A 22,301-nucleotide genomic window follows, 5' to 3' on the forward strand; every position below is an offset into this window, starting at 1 on the left:
TGTCCCGGCCGTGACTGGCGTACCTGAGGTGGGTTCAACCATCGGGGAGCGGCCGAGGTAGTCGAAGCCGGTGCGCCGTTCGCCTGGGCGCCTGGGTCCATCACTGTGCAGCTCGCACAGGCCGTGCCGACCCGGGAGAGCCACATGTCCGCCGCCCTAGACCCCACCGCCCTTGACCCCGCCGCACCCGAGACCCGCCGCCCCCTGCACCGCGCGCTCGTGAGCGTGTACGACAAGTCCGGCCTCGTCGAGCTGGCCACCGCGCTGCACGCCGCCGGCGTCGAGATCGTCTCCACCGGGTCCACTGCGGCCACGATTGCCGCCGCCGGGGTGCCCGTCACCCCGGTCGAGGAGCTGACCGGGTTCCCGGAGTGCCTCGACGGTCGGGTCAAGACCCTGCACCCGCGCGTGCACGCCGGCATCCTCGCCGACACCCGCCGCCCCGAGCACCTCGCCCAGCTCGTCGAGCTCGGGATCGCCGCGTTCGACCTGGTGGTCGTCAACCTCTACCCGTTCGCGGCCACCGTCGCCTCGGGCGCGTCGGCCGACGAGTGCGTCGAGCAGATCGACATCGGCGGGCCGTCGATGGTGCGGGCCGCGGCGAAGAACCACCCGAGCGTCGCCGTCGTCGTCGACCCCGCGCGGTATGGCGAGATCGACGCCGCCGGCTTCACCCTGTTCGAGCGACGCGCCCTCGCGGCGGCGGCGTTCGTGCACACCGCGACCTACGACGTCGCCGTGGCGAGCTGGTTCGGCAGCGTGCTCGCGCCGACCGCGCTCGAAGGCTCGCCGTTCCCCGCCTGGGCCGGCGCGACCTGGGACCGCAGCACCGTCCTGCGCTACGGCGAGAACCCGCACCAGGCCGCGGCCCTGTACACCCAGGGTGATGGCACCCGCGGGCTGGCGCAGGCGACCCAGCTGCACGGCAAGGAGATGAGCTACAACAACTATGTCGACGCCGACGCCGCCTGGCGCGCCGCGCACGACCACACCGGACCGGCCGTCGCGATCATCAAGCACGCCAACCCGTGCGGCATCGCGGTCGGGTCGGACATCGCGCAGGCGCACGCGAAGGCGCACGCGTGCGACCCGCTGTCCGCGTTCGGCGGGGTGATCGCCGCGAACCAGGTCGTCACCGCCGCGATGGCCGCGCAGGTCGCGCCCGTGTTCACCGAGGTCGTCATCGCCCCCGGGTTCGAGCCGGCCGCGCTGGAGATCCTCACCGCGAAGAAGAACATCCGCCTGCTGCAGGTGGACGGCGGTGCGCCGCGGGCCGCCGTCGAGCTCCGGCCGATCAGCGGGGGCCTGCTGCTGCAGCAGGCCGACCGGATCGACGCGGCGGGCGACGACCCGGCGCAGTGGCAGCTCGCGGCCGGCGCGGCGGCCGACGCGGCCACGCTCGCCGACCTCGCGTTCGCCTGGCGCGCGGTGCGTGCGGTGAAGTCGAACGCGATCCTGCTGGCGTCCGACGGCGCCTCGGTCGGCGTCGGGATGGGGCAGGTCAACCGGGTCGACTCGTGCAGGCTCGCCGTCGAGCGGGCCGGCACCGGAGCCGACGGACGCGCCCGCGGGTCGGTCGCGGCGTCGGACGCGTTCTTCCCGTTCGCGGACGGGCTGCAGGTGCTGCTCGACGCCGGGGTGCGCGCCGTCGTGCAGCCCGGCGGTTCGGTACGCGACGCCGAGGTCATCGCCGCCGCCGAAGCCGCCGGCGCAACCCTCTACCTCACCGGAACCCGCCACTTCGCCCACTAAGAGTTGCGCGCCGAGCGAGCGCGAGTCGAGATAGTCCTTCGGTGCCGAGATCGTCAGTTTCGATGGACGGTCTCGGCCCAGATGGACTACCTCGGCATTCGTCCTAGCCGACGGCGTCCCGGAGGGGGCGGGTCGGGTCGGCGGCGGTCGGCGGGTCGAGGCGGGAGAGGGTGCGGCCGGTGAACAGGCGGCGCGCGGCGGCGGTGTCGCGGGGGCGGTCCACGGTGAGCACGCCGGTCAGCTCCCGCCGCCCCGGGATCGGGCTTCCGGGGCGGGTGGGGGCGAACCACAGGGCGGTCCACCCCGAGGTGCCGGTCGTTCCCGGGGTTCCCGGGGCGCCGGTCGTTCCTGGGTCGCCCGGGGCGCCGGTCGTTCCCGGGATGCCCGTGGTTCGCGAAGTACCCGTCGGATCGCCGCGCAAGACCAGGTCGTCGACGGTCAGGTTCGGCTGGCCGAACAGGGCCAGGTCGTGGCCCAGCTGGGTCGAGAAGACGTACGGCGCGGGGTCCTCGTCGGTTGCGGCGTCCGGCCCGCCGAGCAGTGCGCGCACGGCGATCGCCGGGCCGCGCAGCGCGCCGTCCCAGTGCCCGCCCGGAACCCAGCCGTGCCGGGCCGACCGACGCCGGGCCACATCCCCGACCGCGAACACGCGGCCGGGTGCCCCGAGCACGGCGAACCGTTCGTCGACCCGGAGCGCGCCGTCCGGGTCCCGCGGCAGCGCGGAGCCGAGCCAGGCCGTGGCGGGACGCGAGCCGACGGCGACGAGCACGACGTCGGCGGGGAGCTCGCGGCCGTCCTCGAGCCGCACGCCGTCGGCGCGCACGGCCTCGGCCGGGACGCCGGTGAGCAGCCGCACCCCGGCCGCGCGGTACCACGCAGCGGTGAGCCCACCCACGGCGGCGCCCAGCGCGACGGCGAGCGGCGCTCCGGTCGCCTCCACCACGGTGACCTCGACGCCCGCGGCGGCCGTGACCCCGGCCACCTCAGCCCCGATCCACCCCGCGCCCACGATCACGAGGCGCGCGCCGGGCGTCAGCGCCACGCGCAGGCGGGCGGCGTCGTCGGCCGTCTGCAGGGTCCGGGCACCGGCCCACCCGACCGGACGCAGCGCGCGCGAGCCGGACGCGATCACGACGGCGTCGGCCGACAGGTCGCCGGTCGCGGTCGCGACCGTCACGCCGTCCGGTCCCACCGCGAGGCCGGTCGCCGGGTGCGCGAGCCGGACGTCGTCCGCGAGCGCCGCCACGTCGACGCCGAGCTCGCCCGTGAGCCAGGCCGGCTCGACCCGGTCGAACAGGTGCTTCGACAGTGGCGGGCGGTCGTACGGGGCCACGCCCTCCGCGCCGAGCAACGTCACCCGGCCCTCGAAACCCTGCGCCCGCAGCGCCGCGACGCTCTGGGCACCGGCGAGACCGGCGCCGACGACGACCACCGAACGAACACCGTGCGCCGACGGGCGGTCGGACCTCTGCGGAGCGGGCACGCGGCAACGGTAGTCTCCCGGCCGGGAGGCTCAGATGCCGCACGGGAACGAAACGCAAGGCGAGCGCGACGGCGCCGCGGGGCCCCTCGACGCGCGTGCCGCCGCCCGGGCCTCGTTGGCCGCCGGCCGCAGCCCGACCCTGTGGTGGATCACCGCGGGCCTCGCCGTGTCGGTCGTCCTGGTCGTCGTCCGGGGGGTGCCCGTCGGGGCGCTCGCGCTGGCGGTGATGCTCGCGATCGCGGGGGCAGTCCGGGCGCTGCTGCCCGCACCGCGCGCCGCGGCGCTCACCGTGCGTTCGCGCACCCTGGACGTCGCGATCCTGTTCTCGCTCGCGATCGGGATCGGCGTCCTCTCCCAGATCATCCCGACCCGCTGAGAGCCAGCCCCGGGTTCGGGCGGGCTGGCTCTCGCGCGGGCGGGCTCTCAGCGGGCTGAGGTCAGCCGCGCTCGTCCGTGACGATGATCTCGTCCTCCTCGAGCAGGTCGTCGTCGAACTCGTCGTCCTCGACCACGGTGGTGCCGAACTCCGTGGTGCCGAGCCCGCTGGTCGCGAACGCGCGGTAGGCGAGCCCGGCGAGGGCTGCCCCGACGAGCGGTGCCACCCAGAACAACCACAGCTGGCCGAGGGCGGAGCTCTCGGAGAACAGGGCCGCGGCGGTCGAGCGCGCGGGGTTGAGCCCGCCGTTGGTGATCGGCGAGGCGATCAGGACGAGGGCGGCGTAGGTGAGGCCGATCGCGAACGGGGCGAGCCGCTTCGCGACCCGGTTCGTCGCGCCGAGCACCACGCCCACGAGCAGGGCGGTGCCGAGGATCTCGATGAGCAGCGCCGGCAGCAGCTCGAACGAGGCCTCGCCCGTGGTCAGCGTCGCTAGCGGCGAGTGGGCGCCGAACCCGTTCGCCGTCGCGCCGAAGAAGGCCCGGGTGGTGGTCTCCGCGCCCTGGCTCACCAGGGTCGGGAGCGCCGACGGGATGGTCAGGAACAGTGCCGCCGCGGCGAGCGCGCCGCCGACGACCTGGGCGAGCCAGTAGGGGAGCACCTCGCGCCAGGGGGACCGGCCGGCGATGGCCGCACCGAAGGTGATCGCGGGGTTGAAGTGGCCGCCCGAGACGTGCCCGAACGCGATCGTGCCGCCGACCACCGCGAGCCCGAGGCCGAGCGCCGTGCCCAGCGCGCTGGCGCCGGTGAGGGGGGTGTACAGCAGGATCCCGATGGCCGCGAGGACCAGGAGGAACGACCCGAGCGCCTCGGTGCCGAGCCGCACGAGCAGGCTCGGTCGCACCGGCACCACGACAAGGTCGAGAGCCACCTCGTCGGGGACCGGTGCAGCGGTGGCGGGGATCGCGTTCGTGGTCGGGGTGAGGTCGGGAGTGTCCTGCGACATGGAAGTCCTTCTTCGGTTGCATTCGAGACGTGGGGGTTCTTTCGACCCCGGCGGAGCATGGCAAACACACCTGGGTGTCTGCTGTGCGCCCCCCAGCATGGCACTCGACGGCTCAGACCCGAGGGGGTCCGGGCAGTCAGGACGAACCGAGATCTCTCGATGTCGAGTAATCTTGCCGGACGCAGGAATCGAGCACAGGAGAGCCCCCGCATGGCCAAGATCAAGGTAGTCGGACCCGTCGTCAACCTCGACGGCGACGAGATGACGCGGATCATCTGGCACTTCATCACCGATCGCCTCATCCATCCCTACCTCGACATCGACCTGCGGTACTTCGACCTGTCGATCGAGAACCGCGATGCGACCGACGACCAGGTCACGATCGACGCGGCCCACGCGATCAAGGAGCACGGCGTCGGCGTCAAGTGCGCCACCATCACGCCGGACGAGGCGCGGGTCGAGGAGTTCGGCCTGAAGAAGATGTGGGTCTCGCCGAACGGCACGATCCGCAACATCCTCGGGGGCGTCGTCTTCCGCGAGCCGATCATCATCTCGAACATCCCGCGCCTGGTCCCCGGCTGGAACAAGCCGATCATCATCGGTCGGCACGCGTTCGGCGACCAGTACAAGGCCACCAACTTCAAGGTGCCCGGTGCCGGGACGCTGACCCTCACGTTCACGCCCGCGGACGGCTCGGAGCCGATCCAGCAGCAGGTCGTCACGTACCCCGAGGGCGGCGGCGTCGCGATGGGCATGTACAACTTCAACGACTCGATCCGCGACTTCGCGCACGCCTCGCTCGCCTACGGGCTGCAGCGTGGCTACCCGGTCTACCTGTCGACCAAGAACACGATCCTCAAGGCCTACGACGGCGCGTTCAAGGACATCTTCCAGGAGGTGTTCGACGCCGAGTACAAGGAGCGCTTCGACGCCGCCGGCCTCACCTACGAGCACCGCCTGATCGACGACATGGTCGCCGCCGCGATGAAGTGGGAGGGCGGCTACGTCTGGGCCTGCAAGAACTACGACGGCGACGTCCAGTCCGACACGGTCGCGCAGGGCTTCGGCTCGCTCGGCCTGATGACGTCGGTGCTGCTGACCCCGGACGGCAAGTGCGTCGAGGCCGAGGCCGCGCACGGCACCGTCACGCGGCACTACCGCCAGCACCAGGCGGGCAAGCCGACGTCGACCAACCCGATCGCGTCGATCTTCGCCTGGACCGGCGGCCTCAAGCACCGCGGCCTGCTCGACGGCACCCCCGAGGTCACGGCCTTCGCCGAGACGCTCGAGGACGTCATCATCAAGACGGTGGAGTCCGGGAAGATGACGAAGGACCTCGCCCTCCTGGTCGGTCCCGACCAGCCCTGGCAGACCACCGAGGAGTTCCTCGCCTCCCTCGACGAGAACCTCGCCGCCCGGCTCTCCTGACCCGCTCGAACCACGTCGACACATTCGTCCAGATCAAAGGAGTTCTGCGATGGCCAGCATCACCCCGGTCAACGTCACCGTCACCGGTGCCGCCGGCCAGATCGGCTACGCCCTGCTGTTCCGGATCGCGTCGGGTCAGCTGCTCGGCCCGAACACCCCGGTGCGGCTCCGGCTGCTCGAGATCCCGCAGGGGGTGCGCGCGGCCGAGGGCACCGCGATGGAGCTCGACGACTGCGCGTTCCCGCTGCTCGCGGGCATCGACATCTTCGACGACCCGACGGCCGGCTTCGCGGGTGCCAACGTCGCGCTGCTGGTCGGCGCCCGGCCGCGTTCGGCCGGCATGGAGCGAGGCGATCTGCTGCAGGCCAACGGCGGGATCTTCGGCCCGCAGGGTGCGGCGATCAACGCCGGCGCGGCCGACGACATCCGCGTGCTCGTGGTCGGCAACCCGGCCAACACGAATGCGCTGATCGCGGCCTCGCACGCCCCCGACGTCCCGGCCGAGCGGTTCACCGCCATGACGCGGCTGGACCACAACCGCGCGCTCAGCCAGCTCGCCACCAAGGCCGGTGTCCCGGTGACCGCGATCGAGAAGCTGACGATCTGGGGCAACCACTCCGCCACGCAGTACCCGGACATCTTCCACGCGGAGATCTCGGGTCGGCCGGCGACCGAGGTCGTGGCCGACCAGGCCTGGCTCGAGAACGACTTCATCCCGACCGTCGCCAAACGTGGCGCGGCGATCATCGAGGCGCGGGGCGCGTCGTCGGCGGCCTCGGCGGCCAATGCGGCGATCAGCCACGTGTTCGACTGGGTCAACGGGACCCCCGCGGCGGGCTGGACGTCGGCCGCGGTCGTGTCGGACGGCTCGTACGGCGTCCCGGCCGGGCTGATCTCCTCGTTCCCGGTGACCTCGACGGGCGGGGCCTGGCAGATCGTCCCGGGCCTGGAGATCGATTCCTTCTCGCGTGGTCGGATCGACGCGTCGGTCGCCGAGCTCATCGAGGAGCGCGACGCGGTCACGGCCCTCGGCCTGATCTGACCGCACGACCGACAGCACGGACAGCACCACCAGCAGCGTCCGGGCGCCGGCGTTCTCTCGAGGACGCCCGTGCTCGGGCGCTGCTGCTGTGTCCGGGGGCGGAGGATGGGAGCCGCAAGGCCACGGTCGTCACAGGCCACGGGCGTCACAGGCCAGGGTCGTCAAGGGTGGGAGTCGTGCGGTGCGGATCGCGATCAGGGTGAAGCCGGGGTCCTCACGGGCCCGGGTGGGTGGCACGTACGGCGACCGCCTCGTGGTCGCCGTCAACGCGCGCGCCGTCGACGGCGGGGCGACCGAGGAGGCGCTGGCGGCGCTCGCGGACGCCCTCGGTGCCCGACGACGCCACGTGTGGCTGGTCTCCGGCGCCACGAGCCGCGACAAGCTGGTCGAGGTCGACCTCGACGCGAGCGAGATCGAGCAGCGCCTCGCGGAGCTGCGCCTCGGGTAGCGGATCGCGCGGGCCGATCGTTCGGGCCGATCGCAACGGAGGGTGAGAAACGCTTGCTGCAAGTTGCAGAACAGCGTTACGCTCCGTGGCAAGCCCATAGCCCGCACACAGGTGTGCCGGCGACCAAGGAGTCAACGATGACCACCGTCACCGCTCGCCTGCGTCCCCTCGTTGCGCTCGCCGCAGCCACGGCCGTCGCCCTCACGGGCGCCACGTTCGCACCGCCCGGCATCACCGCCGGCGCGGCCGCCGCAGATCGCACGTTCGCCCTGGTCGGCTCGCTGCAGAGCGAGATCGGCTGCACCGCCGACTGGCAGCCCGAGTGCGCCGCGAGCGAGCTGGTCGCCACCGGTGTCGCCGGGGTCTACGCCGCGCAGTTCTCGGTCCCGGCCGGGACCTACGAGTACAAGGTCGCCGTCAACGACACGTGGGACGAGGCGTACGGCGTCGACGGCGGCGGCGACAACGCCCCGATCGTGCTCGCGGGCACCACCACGCTGCGGTTCGCGTTCGACGACACCACCCACCGCATCACCCTCACCCCGGTCGACCTGCCGGCGGGCTACACCGCGGCCGACGACGCCCTGGTGGCCCCGCCCGTGCGCCAGCCCGGCTCCGACGAGCAGTTCTACTTCGTCATGACCGACCGGTTCGCCAACGGCGACCCGACCAACGACACCGGCGGGCTCACCGGTGACGCGCTCAGCACCGGCTTCGACCCGGCGAACAAGGGCTTCTACAACGGTGGCGACCTCGCCGGCCTGACGGACAACCTCGACTACATCGAGGGCCTCGGCACGACGGCGATCTGGCTCACGCCGTCGTTCAAGAACCGCGCGGTCCAGGGCACGGGCGCGAACGCGTCCGCCGGATACCACGGGTACTGGATCACCGACTTCACGCAGATCGACCCGCACCTCGGCACCAACGCCGAGCTGGAGGCCCTGATCGCGGATGCGCACGCCCGTGGCATCAAGGTCTACTTCGACATCATCACGAACCACACCGCCGACGTCATCGACTACACCCAGGGCCAGTACGGCTACGTCGACCAGGCGACCACGCCCTACCAGGATGCCGCGGGCACGGCGTTCGACCCGGCCACCTACGCGGGCACCGACACCTTCCCGGCCCTGGACGCGGCGACGTCGTTCCCGTACACCCCGACCATCGCTGCCGCCGACGCGGACCTCAAGGTGCCGGCCTGGCTCAACGACCCGACGCTCTACCACAACCGTGGCAACTCGACGTGGGCGGGCGAGTCGGTCACCTACGGCGACTTCGACGGCCTGGACGACCTGATGACCGAGCACCCCACGGTGGTCAACGGCTTCGTGGACGTCTACGACCAGTGGATCGACCTCGGCATCGACGGCTTCCGGATCGACACCGTCAAGCACGTCAACCTCGAGTTCTGGCAGAAGTGGACCACGCAGGTCCTCGACTACGCGCACAACACCGCGGGCAAGCCGGACTTCTTCATGTTCGGTGAGGTCTACGACGCCGACGCGGCAAAGCTCAGCCCGTACGTGCGCAAGACCGACATGAGCTCGGTCCTCGACTTCGCGTTCCAGGCCGGTGCGACCGGGTTCGCGCAGGGCTTCTCGGGTGCGGGCCTGTCCACGCTCTTCGCGAGCGACGACATGTACACGACCCCCGACTCCAGCGCGACCGCGTTGCCGACCTTCCTCGGCAACCACGACATGGGTCGCATCGGCTTCATGGTCAAGGGCGCGAGCGACCCGCTCGCCCGGTCCGAGCTCGCCCACTCGCTGATGTACCTGACCCGCGGCCAGCCGGTCGTCTACTACGGCGACGAGCAGGGCTTCGTCGGCAACGGCGACCTCGGCGGCAAGGACAAGGACGCCCGGCAGTCGCTGTTCGCGAGCCAGGTCCCCGAGTACTCCCAGCAGACGCTGCTGACCGGTGAGGTGGCCGGCGCCGTCGACCGGTTCGACCCGACCGCACCGCTCTACGCGCACATCGCCGAGCTCGCCGCGCTCCGGGAGACCACCCCGGCACTGTCCCAGGGCGCGCAGATCGAGCGCTTCTCGGACGAGTCGGTCTACGCGTTCTCCCGGGTGGATGCCACCGAGAAGGTCGAGCACCTCGTCGCGCTGAACAACTCGGCCGCCGCTCGCACGGTCACCCTGACGACCCTCACCCCGGGCGCCACGTTCAGCGTGCTCTACGGCGACACCACCGCGACCACGGCCGACGCCGCCGGTCAGGTCACCGTGTCCGTCCCGGCGCTCGGGGCGGTCGTGCTCGTCGCAGGCTCCACCGTCGCCGCTCCGGCCACGACCACGCCCCTCACGCTCGCTTCCCCGAGCGCGGGCGCCGCCATCGGCGGTCTCGCGCCCGTCACGGCCGACGTCGACGACGACGTCTGGCAGCAGACGAGCTTCTCCTACCGCGTCGCCGGTGAGACCGGCTGGACCGCGCTCGGCACCGCCGAGACCACCGACCCGCGGGTCTTCCACGACGTCAGCGACCTCGCCAAGGGCACCCTGGTCGAGTACCGGGCCGTCTCTGTCGATGCCGCCGGGGCCAGGACCGCCGCGTCCACGTTCGCGAGCGTCGGGGTCGCCATCGACGGCGCCGTCCCGCCGCCGCCGCCCGTCGACGAGGGCCCGAAGACGGTCACCGTCGCGGGCGACCACAACTCCGAGATGGGGTGCGCGAGCGACTGGATGCCGCTGTGCACCCAGGCCCAGCTCACCAAGCGCGCCGACGGCATGTTCGGCGGCACGTTCACGCTGCCGGCCGGGACCTACCAGTACAAGATCGCGATCAACGGCAGCTGGGACGTGAACTACGGGACCGGCGGCGTCGCCGGCGGGGACAACGCCACCTATACCCACGCGGGCGGCGAGATCACCTTCCTCTACGACCCGATCACGCACTACTTCACCTCCAGCGCCCAGGGCCCGATCCTCACCCTGCCGGGCTCGCACCAGAGCGAGGTCGGCTGCGCCGCCGACTGGCAGATCGACTGCCTCGCGGCCTGGCTGCAGGACCTCGACGGTGACGGCACGTTCACGTACACGACCGACACGATCCCCACGGGCACGTACGAGACGAAGGTCGCGCACAACCTCAGCTGGGCCGAGAACTACGGCGCCGACGGCGTGCTGGGCGGCGGGAACATCGCCTTCAGCGCCTCGACCGGCAAGCCCACCACGTTCAGCTACGTCCTGGCCACGCACCGCCTGACGATCGAGGCCACGGATCCGCCGCTGCCCGGGATCGGCCAGGCGCAGGCGCACTGGATCGACTCCGACACCGTGGCCTGGCCGGCGCAGTGGGTCCCCGCGGCCCTCGATCCGACCACGCTGACCTGGACGCTGCACTCGACCCCGGACGCCTCGCTCGCGGTGGCCGACGGCGTCGTCGTCGGCGGCTCGGCGACAGAGCTCACCTTCGACCCGGCCGGCCTCACCGCCGACCAGCTCGACCGGTTCCCGGCGCTCGCGGGCTACGTCGCGCTGACGCTTCCGGCGGGCACCGATCGCGCGGCGGTCAAGGCCCTGCTCACCGGCGAGCTCCTCGTCGGGCAGTACGGCGCCGACGGCGCCGCGCAGGCCATCACCGGCGTCCAGATCCCGGGGGTGCTCGACGACCTGTTCGCCGCGGACGCCGCCGATCGCACGCTCGGTGCGACCTGGCGGTCGGGGGTCCCGTCGCTCGCCCTGTGGGCGCCGACCGCCCAGAAGGTCGACCTGCTGCTGTGGACGGGTGACGTGGCGGCCGAGCCGCAGCGGGTCCCGATGACCGCCGCGGCCGACGGCTCGTGGACGGTCAAGGGCGCGCGGTCCTGGGCCCGTGCCTCCTACCGCTACGAGGTGACGGTGTACGCGCCCACCACCGACACGGTCGAGGTCAACCAGGTCACCGACCCGTACTCCGTGGCGTTGACGACCAACTCCATGCACTCGATGCTCGTGGACCTCGCCGACCGGGCCTACCGGCCCAGGACCTGGGAGCGGACCGAGCAGCCGGTCGTCACCCCGGTCGACCAGACCATCTACGAGCTGCACGTGCGTGACTTCTCGATCAACGACGCCACCGTCCCGGCCGCCCTGCGCGGCACCTACGGCGCGTTCGCGACCAACGGGTCCGGCCGGCTGCACCTGCGCGAGCTCGAGCGGGCGGGCCTGACGACCGTCCACCTGCTCCCGACGTTCGACATCGCGACGATCGAGGAGGATCGCGCCCTCCAGGCCGTGCCCGACGGCGACCTGGCGTCCTTCGCGGCAGACTCACCCGCCCAGCAGGCGGCGGTCGGCGCGGTCGCTGGCACCGACGGCTTCAACTGGGGATACGACCCGCTGCACTTCTCCGCCCCGGAGGGCTCGTACGCCGTGAACCCCGCCGGCGGTGCCCGCGTCGCGGAGTTCCGCACGATGGTCGGCGCGCTGCACTCCGACGGTCTGCAGGTCGTGCTCGACCAGGTGTTCAACCACACCGCGGCGAGCGGCCAGGACCCGAAGTCGATCCTCGACCGGGTGGTGCCGGGCTACTACCAGCGCCTGAACGCCGCCGGGGCGGTCGAGACCTCGACCTGCTGCCAGAACGTGGCGACCGAGCACCAGATGGCCGAGAAGCTCATGGTCGACTCCGTGGTGCTGTGGGCCCGCGACTACAAGGTCGACGGCTTCCGGTTCGACCTGATGGGTCACCACTCGACCGACACCATGCTCGCGGTCCGGGCTGCGCTCGACGAGCTCACCCCTCGCCATGACGGCGTGAACGGCAAGGCCGTCTACCTGTACGGCGAGGGCTGGAACTTCGGTGAGGTCGCCGACAACCGCCTGTTCACGCAGGCCACGCAGGGTCAGCTCGGGGGCACCGGGATCGGCACCTTCAGCGACCGGTTGCGCGACGGCGTCCGCGGTGGCGGGCCGTTCGACGAGGACCCGCGCATCCAGGGCTTCGGCAGCGGCGGCTTCACCGACGCGAACGGGGTGGCCGCGAACGGAACTCCGGACGAGCAGCTGGCACGGGTCCAGCACGACGGCGACCTCGTGCGCCTCGGGCTGGCCGGCAACCTGCGCGACTTCGAGCTCCTGGCCAGCGACGGCACGGTCCGCACGGGCGAGGAGATCGACTACAACGGGCAGCCGGCGGGCTACGCCGACTCACCCGAGGAGGTCATCTCCTACGTCGACGCCCACGACAACGAGACGCTCTTCGACTCGCTGATGTACAAGCTGCCGGTGGGCACGTCGATGGCCGACCGGGTCCGGATGAACACGGTGTCGCTCGCGACCACCGCGCTGTCCCAGACGCCGTCGTTCTGGCACGCGGGGAGCGACCTGCTGCGCAGCAAGTCGCTCGACCGCAACAGCTACGACTCCGGTGACTGGTTCAACTCGCTGGACTTCACCGGGCAGGACAACGGCTTCGGTCGCGGCCTGCCGCCGAGTGCGGACAACAGCGCCAAGTGGCCGATCCAGGCTCCGTTGCTGGCGAACCCGGCGCTCAAGCCGGCCCCGACCGACATCCGGACGGCCGCCACCGCGGCCGAGGAGCTGCTCACGCTGCGGTTCTCCACGCCGTTGTTCCGGCTCGGCAGCGCCGCACTGATCGAGCAGAAGGTCTCGTTCCCGGGCAGCGGCCCCGACGCGGCTCCCGGCGTGATCGTCATGCGCGTCGACGACTCGCAGGGCAAGGACGTGGACCGCGAGCTGGCCGGGATGCTGGTCGTCTTCAACGCCAGCGACGAGCCGGTCACCCAGCGGATCGGAGCCCTGGCGGGTCACAGCCTCACGCTGTCGCCCGTGCAGGCGCGCGGGGCGGACGCCGTCGTGCAGGCCACCCGCTGGACGAGGGCGACGGGTGAGGTGACGGTCCCGGCCCGGACGGTCGCCGTCCTGCAGGAGGCCCAGCCGAAGAAGCACCACCACTGGTGGGACTGGCGCTAGCCGGCACGCGACGAGGGGCGGACCTCCGGGAGGAGGCCCGCCCCTCGTCGCTGTCAGCCTTTGACCGAGCCGCTCATCAGGCCGCCGATGAAGTAGCGGCCCAGCAGGATGTAGACCAGCAGGGTCGGCAGGGACGCGAGCAGGGCGCCGGCCATCGAGACGCCGTAGTTCTGCAGCAGCGCACCGTTGGCCAGGTTGTTCAGCGCGAGCGTGACCGGGCCGTTCTGGCTCGAGGAGAAGAACACCGCGAACAGGAAGTCGTTCCAGGCCGAGGTGAACTGCCAGATCAGCACGACGACGAAGCTCGGCACCGAGATCGGCAGGACGACCGAGAAGTAGGTGCGGATCATGCCCGCGCCGTCGACCCGGGCGGCCTCGATAAGCTCGTTCGGGACCGACATGTAGTAGTTGCGGAAGATCAGCGTCGTGATCGGGATCCCGTAGATCACGTGCAGCACGATCAGCGACGGGATCCCGCTCGGCAACCCCGAGCCGAGCACGAGCTGCAGGAGCGGGATCATCACGGCCTGGTACGGGATGAACATCCCGAACAGGATGAGTGTGAACACGAGGTCGGCTCCCGGGAACCGCCAGCGGGCGAGCACGAACCCGTTCATCGACCCGAGGAACGACGAGATGAGCGCGGCGGGGATCACCATCTGCAGCGTGCGGAAGATCGCCGGGGACAGCGCGGTCCACGCGGCCTGCCAGTTCTCGGTGGTCCACAGCTGGGGCAGCGACCACGCGCGGGCCGGCGAGGCGTCCCCGACCCCCTTGAAGCTCGTCACGATCAGCACGTACACCGGGATGAGCACGACGAGCAGGAAGAAGAGCATCGCGAGGAACTTCAGCGTGCGCGCCAGGCTGAAGCGTTTGCGGGCGCGCGGGCGGTGGTCCTGGCCGGCGTGACCGAGCGGGGCGGCGAGGCCGTCGGTCGTCAGGGCGGTCATGACTTCTCCGCCCGGGCCGTGTGCACGAGGTACGGCACGATGAGGATCGCGACGATCACGAGCAGGATCACGCCGACGGCGGCCGCGTCCGCGTAGTTGAACGCCGACTTGAACACGTACATGTCGACCGCCGGCACCTTGGTCTGGTAGTTCGCCGGCTTCGAGATCGACATGATCAGGTCGAACGCCTTGAGCGACATGTGGCCGATGATCACCACGGCCGAGAGCGCGACCGGCGACAGCTGCGGGAACAGCACGTACCGGTAGAGCTTCCACTCGCTCGCCCCGTCGATCCGGCCCGCCTCGCGCAGCTCCTCCGGGATGCCGCGGAAGCCGGCCAGGAACAGGGCCATGACGTAGCCGGACAGCTGCCAGATCGCCGGGATCGCGATCGCGGCGATCCCGTAGTTGACGTTGTTCCACCAGTTGTTCTGCAGGAACGGCACGCCGAGGATCTGGAACAGCCGGTTCAGGCCGCTGGCGTTCTCGCCCTGGTTGGAGTTGAGCAGCCAGCGCCACACCACGCCGGAGGCGATGAACGACACGGCCATCGGGAACAGGTAGACCGATCGGAAGATCCCCTCACCCCGGGCGGGCCGGTCGAGCAGCCAGGCCCACACGAAGCCCATCACCATCGTCCCGACGAGGAACACCACGGTGTACAGCACGAGGTTCCGCAGCGAGTGCTGGAAGGCCGGCGAGGCGAGCAGATCGGTGTAGTTCACCAGGCCGACGAACTCGCTGGGCTTGCGACCGGTCGCCTGGGCCGCGGTGTGGATGTCGGTCATCGACGTGTTGATGTTGATCGCGATCAACCCGTAGACGAACACGCCGATGATGATCAACGACGGCGAGATGAGGAGCAGCGGCGGCCCCCATCGACGGATCTGACGTGGCACGGGCGGGCCTTTCGGTCAGTGCGAGACTCGTGGCGCTGGGCGGACCGGGTCGTCCCGGTCCGCCCAGCGATCACCTGCTTTCTGCGCGGGTCAGGCTCCTGCGCGGGTCAGGAACCGGCCGCCGCGGCGAGCTCGGACTGGTACGTCGCGAGATCCGACGCGCCCGTCGTGAACTTGCTCGTCGCGTCCGAGATCGCGGTCAGCACCGTGATCGAGGCTGCGGCACCGTGGGCGAGCGAGGGCACGATCGTGTCCTGCGCGTAGGCCTTGATCGCCGACTGCTGGTACTCGCTGAAGTCGGCCGGGTCCGCGTCGGTGCGGGCGGGGATGGAGCCCTTCGCCTGGTTGAACGCGGTCTGACCTTCGAGCGAGCCGACCGTGTCGAGCCAGGCCTTGGCGCCGTCCGGGTTCGGGGCGCCCACCGGGAGGGTGAACGAGTCCGCGAGGAAGCCGAACAGGTCGGCCGATCCGGGCACGGGGAAGTAGATGTAGTCCGTGCCGGCGACCTTGTCCTGCTCTTCGAACGCGGCCACGGCCCAGTCGCCCATCACGTTGAAGGCGGCCCCGCCGTCGATCACGAGCTGGGTGGCCTCGGGCCAGTCCAGCCCGTCACGGTCGGTGTTCGTGTAGCTCATGAGCTTCTCGAAGTCCGTGAGCGCCGCGGTCACCTCGGTGCTGGACCAGTCCGTGGTGCCGTCCCACAGGCCGTTGTAGCTCTCCGGCCCCAGGTCGGACATGAGGATGGTCTCGAGCAGGTTGACCTGGGTCCAGGTCGTCGCGACCGAGAGCGCCGTCTTCCCGGTGGCCTGGACCGCGTCGAGGGCCGGGAACCAGGCCTCGATGCTGTCGTAGGTCGCGGCCGGGTCGAGGCCCGCCTCCGTCAGCACGGCCGGGTTCGCCCAGACCATGTTGGAACGGTGGATGTTGGACGGGATCGAGTAGATCATCCCGTCGACCGTGAGCAGGTCGAGCAGGGTCGGCGGGAAGACGTCGGTGAGGTCGTAGTCGTCGTACAGGGCGCTCACGTCCTCGAGCTGACCGGCATCGATGTAGTCGGTCAGCTCCTTGCCCGCGTGGGCCTGGAACGTGTCCGGCGGGTCGTTCGCCTGGAGCCGGGACTGCAGCAGGTCCTTCGCCGCGGACCCGGCGCCGCCGGCGACTGCGCCGTTGACGAACGTGTACTCGGGGTGCTGCGTCTCGAACACGCCCACGAGGGCGTCGAGGCCGAGCTTCTCGGAGCCGGCCGCCCACCAGGTGAAGACCTCGACGTCGCCGCCGCTGCCCGCCTCGGTGCCGGTGCTTGTGCTGGTGGCCTCGTCATCGCCGCCGCTGCTGCACGCGGCCAGGCCTAGGGTGACCGCGGCAACCGCGGCAACTGCTGCCATGCGTCGCATCGATACTCCTCAAGACGTCGCTGTCTGACGATGCCGACGGCGCCGGCACCCGTCGGTGCCGGAACCTCCACGCACCGCAGGCACGCGAGGGCTCCGCTGCTCCATCTTCAGCACAGATCGCCCAGGGGGGCCAACCGCAGAACGCCTCCGTGTCCGAAATGTGACTTTTGAGTTCAGGTCTCGAACGCCGAGATGCCGGTGAGCGCGAGCGACAGTGCCCCCAGGACCTGGCCCCGAGCGCCGAGCGTGGAGGCCACGATCGTCATCGACTCCGCCGCGCTGCGGATCGCCCGGCGGCGGACGGCGTCGCGCAGGGGATCGAGCAGCACCTCCCCGGCCTCGACCAGGCGTCCGCCCAGCACCACCAGCGGTGGGTTGAGGATGTTGCACAGGTTCGCCACGGCCGTGCCCAGGTGCCGACCCACGTCCTCGATCACCCGCCGGCACCCGATGTCGCCGTCGGCGGCCATCCGCAGCACGTCGTCGATCGTGAGGTCGGGGCCGTACGCCGCCGAGAGCAGGCGCAGCACGACCGGGGTCGACGCGACGGTCTCGAGGCAGCCGCGGTTGCCGCACCGGCACACGGCGCCGTCCTCGTCGATCGTGCAGTGCCCGATCTCACCGGCGGTGCCCGCGGCGCCGCGGTACACCCGGCCGCCCATCACCAGCCCGCAGCCGATCCCGGTCGAGATCTTCAGGTACGCCAGGTCGCGCGCGCCGATCGCGGGGCCCCAGGTGATCTCGGCGAGCGCTCCCAGGTTCGCGTCGTTGTCAACGAGCACCGGCACCCCGAGCCGGGCCGCGACGAGGGCGCCCGCGTCGACCCCGACCCACTCGGGCAGGATCGTCCCCGGGCCGACCGAGCGGGTGCCGGCCGCGATCGGCCCCGGCAGCCCCATCCCGACCGCGCGCACCTCGCCGGCCGCGATCCCGGCGTCGTCGAACAGGCCCGGGAGCAGGTCGAGGGCGAGCGCGAGGCTGTCGGCGGGCCGGTGCCCGAGCGTGAGCGGCACCGCGCGTTCGGCGCGGACCCGGCGTCCGCGGTCCCCGACCGCGAGCCGCAGGTGCTCGCGCCCGAAGTCGATCCCGACCACCGGCGACCCGCCGCCGTCGGCCGTCAGGAGCCGGGCCCGGCGACCGCCGCTGACGCCGTCGGTGACGGTGAGCTCACGGCCGCGGACGAGCTCGCGGACGATGTTCGAGACGGTGGCGGGGGACAGGCGGGTGACGCGCGCGACCTCCGCCTGGCTCAGGGGCCCGCGCGCGGCGACGGCGTCCAGGACCCGGCGCGCGTTCAGCTCGCGCAGGCCGCGCTGTGATCCGGGTGGCGAGATCGTCACAACATGGAATCGTGGAGGAGGGCCCGCGTGTCGTCAAGAGGTGAACGCAACGGGCCAAGCGGGGGAGCGCAGCGCCTAACGGAAGACGATCGTCCGGTGCCCGTCGACGAGCACCCGGTGCTCGGCGTGCCAGCGCACGGCACGGGCCAGCGCGCGTCGCTCGACGTCCTGGCCGAGCCGCATGAGGTCCTCGACGTGCCGGGTGTGGTCGACCCGCTCGACGTCCTGCTCGATGATCGGACCCTCGTCGAGCTCCGCGGTGACGTAGTGCGCGGTCGCGCCGATGAGCTTGACCCCGCGCGCGTGCGCCTGGGCGTACGGCCGGGCGCCCTTGAAGCTCGGCAGGAACGAGTGGTGGATGTTGATCGCCCGACCGGCGAGCTCGCGGCACAGGTTGTCGGACAGGATCTGCATGTACCGGCCGAGCACCACGAGCTCGACGTCGAGCTCCTGGACGAGCTCGAGCAGCCGAGCCTCCGCCTGGGCCCGGGTCGCGGCGGTCACCGGCACGTGGTGGAACGCGATCCCGTAGAACTCGGCCAGCTCCGCGAGCACGGTGTGGTTGGACACGACCGCGACGATCTCGATCGGCAGGCCCTCCGAGCGCTGGCGGAACGCCAGGTCGTTCAGGCAGTGCGCGGCGGTCGACCCCATCACCAGGGTGCGGACGGGGCGGCCGACGACGTCGAGGTTCCAGACCATCTCGAAACGCGCCGCGAGCGCCGTGAGCGCGTCGGCGAGCTCGGCGCGGGTGGCGACGGCCTCGACCTGGACCCGCATGAAGAACTGACCGGACAGCGGATCGCCGAACTGCTGGGACTCGGTGATGTTCCCGCCGTGCTCCGCGAGCAGCCCGGCGACGGCGTGCACGATTCCCGGTCGGTCGGGGCACGACAGGATCAGGACCCAGTGGGTCATACCGGACGTTGCGGTGCGCTCTGCGTGGACAGCAGGTTCCGAGGCGTGGGACACAAGGATCCAGGGTAGTCGGGCTTCCCCACGCCTGAGACGATGTGCACATGACCGCACCCGACGTCACCATCCAGGTCGTCACCCAGGACGAGGCCGGTGAGCTGCTGACCCTGCGTCGCGCCGCCTTCGTCAGTGAGGCGCAGATCTACGGCGACCCCAACATCCCGCCGCTGACGCAGACCCTGCCCGAGCTGCGCGAGGACCTCGCGGCCGACGGCGTGATCACGCTCGGCGCGCGCGCCGGGCACCGTCTGGTCGGGTCGATCCGGGTGGTGATCGAGGAGAAGAAGGCCACCCTCGGCCGGCTCGCCGTCGCCCCCGACCTCCAGGGGAAGGGGATCGGCACCCAGCTGCTGCTGGCGATCCTGCCGCACCTGCCGGAGGACACCGAGGAGGTCTGGGTCTTCACCGGGCAGGACTCGGTGCAGAACCTGGCCATGTACGCGAAGCAGGGCTACGAGCACCAGTACGACCGGACCGCGGGTGACCTCACCTACGCCTACCTGCGCCGCATCCTCGGCGACGGTGACGGCGCAGACGACGCCGACGACGCCGATGACGCGGACGAGGACGACGACGCGCCGTCGGGCACCGATGCCGTGACGAGCGGCGAGGGCCGGGCCTGACCCCCGCTCGGCCTGACCCCCGCCCGGCCTGACCCTGCGCGGAGCGGTCGACCCGCGGACGGCGGACCGGGTGCGGGCTGCGATTGCTAGTCTGTCCTCGTCGTGACTGGCGAGGGTGGGTTACCACCGGGGAGCGACGCAGCAGCAGCAGACTTCGGGTCGTACGCCTGGGCCCGGCGGTCACCACTCCCACGCGGGTGTTCCGACCTGCCCCAGGCGCAAGGATGACGATGAGCTCCGATACCGAGAACGTGATGAACCAGTCGCTGGCCGATCTCGACCCCGAGATCGCCGCGGTGCTCGAGAACGAGCTGGGCCGCCAGCGCGACACGCTGGAGATGATCGCGAGCGAGAACTTCGTGCCGCGAGCTGTCCTGCAGGCGCAGGGGTCGGTCCTCACGAACAAGTACGCCGAGGGCTACCCGGGCAAGCGCTACTACGGCGGCTGCGAGTACGTCGACGTCGCGGAGACCCTCGCGATCAACCGCGCGAAGGACCTGTTCGGTGCCGAGCACGCCAACGTCCAGCCGCACTCGGGCGCGACCGCGAACGCCGCCGTGCTGCACGCCCTGATCAACGCGGGCGACAAGATCCTCGGCCTCGAGCTGGCGCACGGCGGGCACCTCACGCACGGCATGCGGATCAACTTCTCCGGCAAGCTGTACGAGGTCGCGGCCTACGGCGTCGACCCCGACACGTTCCTGGTCGACATGGACGTGGTCCGGGCCAAGGCGCTCGAGGCCCGCCCCGACGTGATCATCGCCGGCTGGTCGGCCTACCCGCGACACCTCGACTTCGCGGCCTTCCGGTCCATCGCCGACGAGGTCGGTGCGAAGCTCTGGGTCGACATGGCGCACTTCGCCGGGCTGGTCGCGGCCGGTCTGCACCCGAGCCCCGTCCCGTACGCCGACGTCGTCTCCTCGACCGTGCACAAGACCATCGGCGGCCCGCGCTCCGGCTTCATCCTGTCGAAGGCGGAGTACGCCAAGAAGATCGACTCCGCGGTGTTCCCGGGCCAGCAGGGCGGCCCGCTGATGCACGTGATCGCGGCCAAGGCCGTGGCGTTCAAGATCGCGGCGACCCAGGAGTTCGCCGAGCGCCAGCAGCGCACGCTCGACGGCGCGCGGATCATCGCCGACCGGCTCTCCGCGCCCGACGTCGCCGCGGCGGGCGTCTCGGTGCTCACGGGCGGCACCGACGTGCACCTGGTGCTCGTCGACCTGCGGCACTCCGACCTCGACGGCCAGCAGGCCGAGGACCTCCTGCACACGGCCGGCATCACCGTGAACCGCAACGCGGTGCCGTTCGACCCGCGCCCCCCGCGGGTCACCTCCGGCCTGCGCATCGGCACGCCCGCGCTGGCCACCCGCGGGTTCGCGGACGCCGAGTTCGCCGAGGTCGGCGAGATCATCGCGTCGGCGCTCATCGCGGGCCACGGTGCGGACCTGGCGGCCCTGCAGGCGCGGGTCGCGAAGCTCACCGGCGACTTCCCGCTCTACCCCGGCCTGCAGCAGTGAGCGGTGCGGGTTCGAACGGTTCGGGCTCGCACCGGGCTCAGGTTCTCGACGGCACCGCGACCGCGAAGGCGATCAAGGGTGAGCTCGCCGAGCGGGTCGCCGCCCTCGCCGCGCGCGGCGTCGTGCCGGGTCTCGGGACCGCGCTCGTCGGCGACGACCCGGGCAGCCAGGCCTACGTGCGGGGCAAGCACCGCGACTGCGCCGAGGTGGGCATCGCCTCGATCCGGGTGGACCTGCCCGCCACCGCGAGCCAGGCCGACATCGAGGCCGCGGTCGCGCAGCTGAACGCCGACCCCGCGTGCACCGGGTTCATCGTGCAGCTGCCGCTGCCGAAGGGCGTGGACACGAACCGGGTGCTCGAGCTCCTCGACCCGGCCAAGGACGCCGACGGACTGCACCCGACCAACCTCGGGCGCCTGGTCCTGCGCGTCAACGGCCCGATCGACTCGCCGCTGCCGTGCACGCCGCGCGGGATCCTCGAGCTGCTCGTCCGGCACGGCATCGAGCTGGCCGGCAAGGACGTCGTCGTCGTCGGACGCGGCACGACCGTGGGGCGCACGATCGGGCTGCTGCTCACGCGGCGGGAGTTCAACGCGACGGTGACCCTGACCCACACCGGCACCGAGGACCTCGCCGAGCACACCCGGCACGCCGATGTGATCGTCGCGGCGGCCGGGGTGGCCGGGATCATCACCGCGGACCTCGTCAAGCCGGGCGCGATCGTGCTCGACGTCGGCGTCACCCGCGTCGTGGACGCCGATACCGGCAAGGTGCGTCTCGCCGGCGACGTCGACAGCGGGGTCGCCGAGGTGGCGGGCTGGCTCTCGCCCAACCCCGGCGGCGTCGGACCGATGACCCGGGCCATGCTGCTCGCGAACGTCGTCGAGGCGGCAGAACGGGCACTTCCTGCCCTCACCTGACGACCGCGCCTGACCCCGCCTCTCGCGATCTCGCGCCTGCGATTCCTTCGGATCGTGGCCGTGCCTTTCGGGAGGCGGGGTCTTTTCGTCGCTGCGGGGGCTGACCCGAAAAATGACAGATTCATGACAGTTTTCGGTGCCGTTGGTGACGATTTGGCCACATTTCATCTGTAGGTTCCCTGATGGCAACCGGGAGGACTCTTCGTCCGGTTAGTTTCTGA

16 protein-coding genes and 2 riboswitches are annotated in these 22,301 nt (G+C 71.4%); of the genes, 9 read left to right on the forward strand and 7 right to left on the reverse strand.

The features are described from left to right. Positions 1-96: riboswitch (ZMP/ZTP riboswitch) on the forward strand. Positions 97-144: 48 nt separating this feature from the next. Then, entirely contained in the window at positions 145-1,752 is a 1,608-nt protein-coding gene (gene purH, locus EUA98_RS04510; protein ID WP_130101476.1) for a bifunctional phosphoribosylaminoimidazolecarboxamide formyltransferase/IMP cyclohydrolase, read from the forward strand. A 103-nt stretch (positions 1,753-1,855) separates the two neighbouring features. Here the strand turns inward: purH and EUA98_RS04515 are convergent, their stop codons facing one another. Next, positions 1,856-3,235, reverse strand: coding sequence for an FAD-dependent oxidoreductase (locus tag EUA98_RS04515; protein ID WP_130101477.1), 1,380 nt, complete (start codon positions 3,233-3,235; stop codon positions 1,856-1,858). A gap of 34 nt (positions 3,236-3,269) precedes the next feature. Here EUA98_RS04515 and EUA98_RS04520 point away from each other — a divergent pair, with 34 nt between their 5' ends. Beyond that, positions 3,270-3,611: a DUF3017 domain-containing protein gene (locus EUA98_RS04520; RefSeq protein ID WP_130101478.1), complete on the forward strand. Its 342-nt coding sequence runs from the start codon at positions 3,270-3,272 to the stop codon at positions 3,609-3,611. A gap of 61 nt (positions 3,612-3,672) precedes the next feature. On the opposite strand, the gene EUA98_RS04525 is transcribed toward EUA98_RS04520, so the two are convergent. Further along, on the reverse strand, positions 3,673-4,617 hold the full coding sequence (locus tag EUA98_RS04525) for an aquaporin (RefSeq protein ID WP_242511270.1): 945 nt from the start codon (positions 4,615-4,617) through the stop codon (positions 3,673-3,675). 210 nt (positions 4,618-4,827) lie between these two features. Between EUA98_RS04525 and EUA98_RS04530 the strand changes: the two genes are divergently transcribed. From EUA98_RS04530 to pulA, 4 genes are all read left to right on the forward strand, one after another. Further along, a complete protein-coding gene (locus EUA98_RS04530) occupies positions 4,828-6,045 on the forward strand; it encodes an NADP-dependent isocitrate dehydrogenase (protein ID WP_130101480.1) in 1,218 nt (405 codons plus the stop codon). 49 nt (positions 6,046-6,094) lie between these two features. Continuing rightward, positions 6,095-7,087, forward strand: a complete 993-nt coding sequence (locus EUA98_RS04535; RefSeq protein WP_130101481.1) for a malate dehydrogenase — start codon at positions 6,095-6,097, stop codon at positions 7,085-7,087. A gap of 181 nt (positions 7,088-7,268) precedes the next feature. Beyond that, a complete protein-coding gene (locus EUA98_RS04540) occupies positions 7,269-7,535 on the forward strand; it encodes a DUF167 domain-containing protein (RefSeq protein WP_130101482.1) in 267 nt (88 codons plus the stop codon). Positions 7,536-7,672: 137 nt separating this feature from the next. Next, positions 7,673-13,462 (forward strand): pullulanase-type alpha-1,6-glucosidase, encoded by a 5,790-nt coding sequence (gene pulA, locus EUA98_RS04545; RefSeq protein WP_130101483.1) that lies wholly within the window; start codon positions 7,673-7,675, stop codon positions 13,460-13,462. A gap of 53 nt (positions 13,463-13,515) precedes the next feature. Here pulA and EUA98_RS04550 read toward each other — a convergent pair whose 3' ends face one another. The 5 genes from EUA98_RS04550 to purU all read right to left on the reverse strand — a co-directional run bounded on the left by EUA98_RS04550 (position 13,516) and on the right by purU (position 18,963). After that, on the reverse strand, positions 13,516-14,403 hold the full coding sequence (locus EUA98_RS04550; protein ID WP_434063478.1) for a carbohydrate ABC transporter permease: 888 nt from the start codon (positions 14,401-14,403) through the stop codon (positions 13,516-13,518). A gap of 5 nt (positions 14,404-14,408) precedes the next feature. Further along, complete coding sequence (locus EUA98_RS04555) at positions 14,409-15,311, reverse strand: carbohydrate ABC transporter permease (RefSeq protein WP_130101485.1); 903 nt, start codon at positions 15,309-15,311, stop codon at positions 14,409-14,411. 107 nt (positions 15,312-15,418) lie between these two features. Then, a complete protein-coding gene (locus EUA98_RS04560) occupies positions 15,419-16,705 on the reverse strand; it encodes an ABC transporter substrate-binding protein (protein WP_130101486.1) in 1,287 nt (428 codons plus the stop codon). A 173-nt stretch (positions 16,706-16,878) separates the two neighbouring features. Next, a complete protein-coding gene (locus EUA98_RS04565) occupies positions 16,879-18,045 on the reverse strand; it encodes an ROK family transcriptional regulator (RefSeq protein ID WP_130101487.1) in 1,167 nt (388 codons plus the stop codon). Positions 18,046-18,120: 75 nt separating this feature from the next. Next, a complete protein-coding gene (gene purU / locus EUA98_RS04570) occupies positions 18,121-18,963 on the reverse strand; it encodes a formyltetrahydrofolate deformylase (protein WP_130101488.1) in 843 nt (280 codons plus the stop codon). 101 nt (positions 18,964-19,064) lie between these two features. Between purU and EUA98_RS04575 the strand changes: the two genes are divergently transcribed. The 3 genes from EUA98_RS04575 to EUA98_RS04585 all read left to right on the forward strand — a co-directional run bounded on the left by EUA98_RS04575 (position 19,065) and on the right by EUA98_RS04585 (position 22,080). Then, on the forward strand, positions 19,065-19,643 hold the full coding sequence (locus EUA98_RS04575; protein WP_130101489.1) for a GNAT family N-acetyltransferase: 579 nt from the start codon (positions 19,065-19,067) through the stop codon (positions 19,641-19,643). Positions 19,644-19,735: 92 nt separating this feature from the next. Further along, positions 19,736-19,823: riboswitch (ZMP/ZTP riboswitch) on the forward strand. Positions 19,824-19,873: 50 nt separating this feature from the next. Next, positions 19,874-21,160 carry a serine hydroxymethyltransferase gene (gene glyA, locus EUA98_RS04580; RefSeq protein ID WP_130101490.1) on the forward strand — a complete coding sequence of 429 codons (1,287 nt, stop codon included), beginning with the start codon at positions 19,874-19,876 and terminating at the stop codon, positions 21,158-21,160. Beyond that, positions 21,157-22,080 carry a bifunctional methylenetetrahydrofolate dehydrogenase/methenyltetrahydrofolate cyclohydrolase gene (locus EUA98_RS04585; protein ID WP_130101491.1) on the forward strand — a complete coding sequence of 308 codons (924 nt, stop codon included), beginning with the start codon at positions 21,157-21,159 and terminating at the stop codon, positions 22,078-22,080. Before glyA ends, EUA98_RS04585 begins: the two co-directional genes overlap by 4 nt. Positions 22,081-22,301 lie beyond the last annotated feature (221 nt).

Source organism: Pengzhenrongella frigida (assembly GCF_004168625.1).
Lineage (GTDB): Bacteria > Actinomycetota > Actinomycetes > Actinomycetales > Cellulomonadaceae > Pengzhenrongella > Pengzhenrongella frigida.